This window comes from Actinomadura sp. WAC 06369, assembly GCF_003947565.1.
Classification (GTDB): Bacteria; Actinomycetota; Actinomycetes; order Streptosporangiales; family Streptosporangiaceae; genus Spirillospora; species Spirillospora rifamycini.
This window is the reverse complement of sequence record NZ_QHJN01000370.1, coordinates 1-1,395: the sequence shown is the minus strand read 5'-3', so window position 1 is coordinate 1,395 and position 1,395 is coordinate 1. Positions and strand designations below refer to the sequence as shown.

Annotated in this window: 2 protein-coding genes; one reads left to right on the top strand and one right to left on the bottom strand. The window is 73.8% G+C overall.

Going from position 1 to position 1,395, the window contains the following annotated elements; translation table 11 throughout:
• Window positions 1-28 precede the first annotated feature (28 nt).
• Entirely contained in the window at window positions 29-1,036 is a 1,008-nt protein-coding gene (locus DMH08_RS39495; protein WP_325052992.1) for an ABC transporter ATP-binding protein, read from the bottom strand.
• Window positions 1,037-1,149: 113 nt separating this feature from the next.
• Between DMH08_RS39495 and DMH08_RS39490 the strand changes: the two genes are divergently transcribed.
• The coding region (locus DMH08_RS39490; RefSeq protein ID WP_125621408.1) for a type II toxin -antitoxin system TacA 1-like antitoxin at window positions 1,150-1,395 on the top strand (246 nt) is incomplete at its 3' end.

Sequence of the window (1,395 nt, the reverse complement as noted above, 5' to 3'; positions counted from 1 at the left end):
CCCGCCAGCCGCAGGACGTCCCGGCGCCTCACCGCGCACCGCCCATCGCCCCGTCGCCGATCACGTACGAGTGCCGCGGCTCCCACGACAGCCACACCCCGTCGCCCCGACCGGCCGCGGGGACCGGGTCGGCGTTCTGCACGAGCACCGACACGTCCGCCCCCGCCGTCGTCCGCACCCCGTACCTCGTCGACGCCCCCTGGTACACGACGTCCGTGACCGTCCCGCGGACCCTGCACCGCCCCGGCGGCTCGTCCACCGCCAGCCGCACCTTCTCCGGGCGCACCGCCACCTCGAGCCGCGTCCCGACCGCCGCACCCGGCACCTCGATCCGCCCGTCCGTCCCGTGCCCGAGCACCGCGACGCCCCCCGACGCCTCCACGACCTCGCCGTCCAGCACGTTCGACGTCCCGATGAACCCGGCCGCGAACCGGGTCGCGGGCCGCTCGTACACCTCCCGCGGCGTCCCCACCTGCTCGACGCGCCCCTCGTTCACGACCGCCATCCGGTCCGACATCGCCAGCGCCTCCCCCTGGTCGTGCGTCACGTACACGAACGTCACGCCGACGTCCCGCTGCAACCGCTTCAACTCGTCCTGCATCGCCTGCCGCAACCGCAGGTCGAGCGCCCCCAGCGGCTCGTCCAGCAGCAGCGCCCGGGGCCGGTTCACCAGCGCCCGCGCCAGCGCCACCCGCTGCTGCTGCCCGCCGGACAGCTCCGCGGGCCGCCGCCGCAGCCCGAACGCCACGTTGTCGAAGACGCTCATGTGCGGGAACAGCGCGTACGACTGGAACACCATGTTGACGTCGCGCCGCTCCGCCGGGATCCCGTTGACGCCGCGCCCGTCCAGCCGGACCTCGCCCGCCGACGGCTCCTCGAACCCCGCGACCATCCGCAGCAGCGTCGTCTTCCCGCACCCCGACGGACCGAGCAGCGAGAAGAACTCCCCCGGCGCCACGGCCAGGTCCACGCCCCGCACCGCGGCCGTCCGCCCGTAGGACTTCTCCACCCCGGCGAGCTCGATGGCCGGAACCACGATCAACCTCCTTCGGACGAACAATTCGCTTCGGGCGATTCTCGTCCCTATTGGGGATGTCCGGACAACGCCCCCGGGCGTACGTTGAGGTGCCGAAGAGGAAGGAGGCGTCCATGCAGCCGCCGGTTCACCCCGACCTTCCCGGCGCCCACGACGACCACATCCACCTCCGCACGTCCGCGGAAGCGCATCTCGCGATCCGCAAGGCCGCGGCCCTCATCGGCTGGACGGTCCCCCAGTACGTCCTCTCGGCCGCGCTCGACCGCGCCGAACGCGACCTCTACGCGCACGCGTCCGCCCACGACTCCCCGGACCTCCCCGAAGCCCCGAGCGGCCCCTCCCCCGACCCGTACATGGCC